This window comes from Phocaeicola intestinalis, from assembly GCF_014837065.1.
Lineage (GTDB): Bacteria > Bacteroidota > Bacteroidia > Bacteroidales > Bacteroidaceae > Phocaeicola > Phocaeicola intestinalis.
In genome coordinates, this window is the sequence record NZ_JACSPP010000118.1 from 1 (window position 1) to 3,096 (window position 3,096).

General features: G+C 43.8%; 5 protein-coding genes. 2 read left to right on the forward strand and 3 right to left on the reverse strand.

The window, feature by feature from the left end; genetic code table 11:
* Nucleotides 1–34 precede the first annotated feature (34 nt).
* Nucleotides 35–973, reverse strand: a complete 939-nt coding sequence (locus tag H9625_RS17210) for a transglutaminase domain-containing protein (RefSeq protein ID WP_191765540.1) — start codon at nucleotides 971–973, stop codon at nucleotides 35–37.
* A gap of 24 nt (nucleotides 974–997) precedes the next feature.
* Nucleotides 998–1,180 (reverse strand): hypothetical protein, encoded by a 183-nt coding sequence (locus H9625_RS17215; protein WP_191765542.1) that lies wholly within the window; start codon nucleotides 1,178–1,180, stop codon nucleotides 998–1,000.
* A 234-nt stretch (nucleotides 1,181–1,414) separates the two neighbouring features.
* On the opposite strand from H9625_RS17215, the gene rplU reads away from it, so the two are divergent.
* Together rplU and rpmA are read left to right on the forward strand one after the other, a co-directional pair.
* The gene (gene rplU / locus H9625_RS17220) at nucleotides 1,415–1,732 is read left to right on the forward strand and encodes a 50S ribosomal protein L21 (RefSeq protein ID WP_022038690.1); all 318 of its coding nucleotides are present in this window, start codon (nucleotides 1,415–1,417) and stop codon (nucleotides 1,730–1,732) included.
* Nucleotides 1,733–1,753: 21 nt separating this feature from the next.
* Nucleotides 1,754–2,020, forward strand: a complete 267-nt coding sequence (gene rpmA / locus H9625_RS17225) for a 50S ribosomal protein L27 (RefSeq protein ID WP_022038691.1) — start codon at nucleotides 1,754–1,756, stop codon at nucleotides 2,018–2,020.
* Between the two features lie 81 nt (nucleotides 2,021–2,101).
* Here rpmA and H9625_RS17230 read toward each other — a convergent pair whose 3' ends face one another.
* Nucleotides 2,102–2,749 (reverse strand): HAD family hydrolase, encoded by a 648-nt coding sequence (locus H9625_RS17230; protein WP_087396823.1) that lies wholly within the window; start codon nucleotides 2,747–2,749, stop codon nucleotides 2,102–2,104.
* Between the last annotated feature and the right edge of the window lie 347 nt (nucleotides 2,750–3,096).

Genomic DNA, 3,096 nt, shown 5'->3' on the forward strand with positions numbered 1-3,096 from the left:
TTCCTCATCACAGAAGCGAAAATGCCTCAAAAACTCATCCCAAATCATCGCACGATAAATTCAAAACAGCTTCTGAGTCGGGAGCAGCCCAAAAACGCTTTGCATCGGTGGTATGTATGTCTTCTTTTTTTGCATTTGGGTCAGTGAATCCAGGTGGGGCCAAAATGATGGATCGTCCCGTAATAGGCAATGTTTCCTTGTCGTATCCTGTTTCTTCCCAACAGATGAACCAATAAAGATTCTTTGCCCAATATGAATAGTAATAACCGTGATTGAAATCTTGTCCTTTTCCAAATAGAGGATGAATTACCATTGGCGCGTCTGCTATGTACCGTTCCCGCATTTCTTCCAATGAGAGAGGTATTCCTTCTGGAGTGCCTAACCAAGCCTGTTGGTCGGAATCAATCATTGCCCATTTGTTTTGTTCGGGTAGCCAGACGAGGTTTACTACATGGCAATCGGTATCGAGCGTATCAGCCGGGAGACAAGTGACAAAACGGTTAATGATGTTTTCTGAGAGTAGCAGTTCATGTAGCAGGATGGAGTGAAGACGGCAGTTGAAAGCCGGTTCCACTTCGCGTGTATATTTCCAAAGGTCGATGGCATTGCTCTTTTGGGGATATTTTGTCTGGTTGGCGTGTGGGATGTTGCTTGCTACAAATTTTGCCAAAGTCAATGTCTTTTCCCAAGTGGTGGCGGCAGAGTCGGTCAACAATGTGTCGAGCCGGAAGAAATCGCGTATTTGTTTTGCCCGGAGGGTATCTTGCCGGTAAACAAAGTGATATTGGGTAGTATGCGTTGTATAAGAAGCTGTTTTGAATTTCTCCAAAAAGTTTTTCTTGGCTTGATATATCCGTTTTCGTGTGTGCTTTGGGCGATTTTTTGGTCCTTTCCGCTCCTGTTCTTCGTCAGATAGCCCGCTATCTTCCTCATCACAGAAGCGAAAATGCCTCAAAAACTCATCCCAAATCATCGCACGATAAATTCAAAACAGCTTCTAAGGTGTTGCGTTGCGTAACAGTTCTACATATTCTTTTTTTTGTTGTTTGTTGATATAAGCAATGACTTGCTCTTTAAATGCAAAACGAATCAGCAAGCATGCTATAATCAATAGGATAACCAGTCCTCCCAGTGTATAGCCGATGGTTTTCAATATTTTTTTTATGTCTGTAGGTGTCATACTTTTATGCGCACAAAATTAATAAAATATTCGGGCTCCTTTTGGAAATATGGTCAAATTTCTATCTGAAAAAGATTGTCTTTCGATAATTTCGTACGATTTTTTCACTTCAAACACTTGGTAATATGGAGGAAAAGCTGTAATTTTGCAGCCGATTTAGTCCGTGGAGGTAAAGAAGCAACCGGAGAGAGCGGTTCACCTTGCGGAGAAAACCCGTTTAACAGTAATAAAAAAATGTACGTAATTGTAGAAATTAACGGTCAACAGTTCAAGGTTGAAGAAGGAAACAAGCTCTTCGTTCAGCACATTCAAAACGCAGAAAGCGGTGCAACTGTTGAATTTGACAAAGTTTTGTTGGTAGACAACAACGGTGAAGTAAAAGTGGGTGCTCCTACCGTAGAAGGAGCCAAAGTGGTTTGCGAAGTAGTTTCTCCGCTGGTAAAAGGCGATAAAGTGCTGGTATTCCACAAGAAGAGAAGAAAAGGCTACAGAAAACTGAACGGTCATCGTCAACAGTTTACTGAATTGACCATTAAACAAGTTATTGCTTAATCATTAAAAACGTAGAAGAAAATGGCACATAAAAAAGGTGTAGGTAGTTCTAAGAACGGTCGTGAATCGGCAAGTAAGAGATTAGGCGTAAAGATATTCGGCGGTTCAGCTTGCAAAGCTGGTAACATCATTGTTCGTCAGAGAGGTACAGTTCATAACCCCGGCGAAAATGTAGGTATGGGAAGCGACCATACACTTTACGCATTGGTAGATGGAACCGTATGCTTCAAGAGAGGTCGTAAGGACAAGAGTTATGTATCGGTAGTTCCTGCTGCGGCTGAAGCATAATCAAATCCGAAAACGTATTTAGGTAGAAAAAGAGGCTTTCATTGAAAGCCTCTTTTTTATGCCAGATGGACGTAGAACGTGTTATTCGTTTTTCAGCAATGCTGTAAGGTCGTTCATAATGCCGGTATGCGGATAGGCGGCAAGCTCTTCCAGGGTGGTTGTTCCGTGAAGCACGCCTGCAAAGTCTATTCCTGCCGCCCGGGCAGTTTCGGCATCTACAGTGCTGTCGCCTACGTACAGGACATCCGTTTTTTCTGTTTGTAGCTTTTCGAGGGCGATGAATACGCCTTCGGGCGAAGGCTTAGGAGTCTGCACGTCTTCTCCACCTACGATGAGGTCGACCGTGCTTTCGGGAAGCGCATGTCCCAATAGTTCCATGATGCGGTAACGGTATTTGGTGGAGATGATGCCCAGTTTTGCTCCGCGTGCTTTCAGCGTTGCCAGCACGTGTGAGGTTTCGGGGAAGAGGCGGGTGTTTGCCGTCATATACTTGTCCGCTTCCTTTACGTATTCCTTCCGGTAGGCTTCCAGGGTATCGGCATCGGTGATTCCGCTGAGGAGGGAGAACGATTCCACCAGCGTTTTGCCAATGGTCCGCTTGATGGCTTCATCGCTGATGCCGGTATGATGATGGCGTTCGAGCACGTTGCGGTAACACATCACGATGCCTTTCGACGAATCTGCCAATGTATAGTCGAAATCGAAAAGATAAGTCTGGTATGTTTTCATTTGTCTGGATATATGTTTGGTGAATTGTGCCGCAAAGATACGTGAAATTGCCCGATTTTCCTAAATATGAATATCCGCAAACAGCCAATGTAGGGGCGTATTGCATACGCCCAGATGCGCCAACTTATCTACGTGGACGCTTTCGGGCGTATGCGATACGCCCCTACAGACAATTTGGCAAAATGAGGACATTCATATTCCTAAAATACGGCACACAGACGGATAACGAATAGCATACAGCACACTGATGGAGCACAGATTTGCACCGGTAAAATTTAGTTCCTATGTTTGTAATGTGCTAGCAAAATAGCATAAAGCCAAGAGAATTATTAAATTTGTAAATGAAA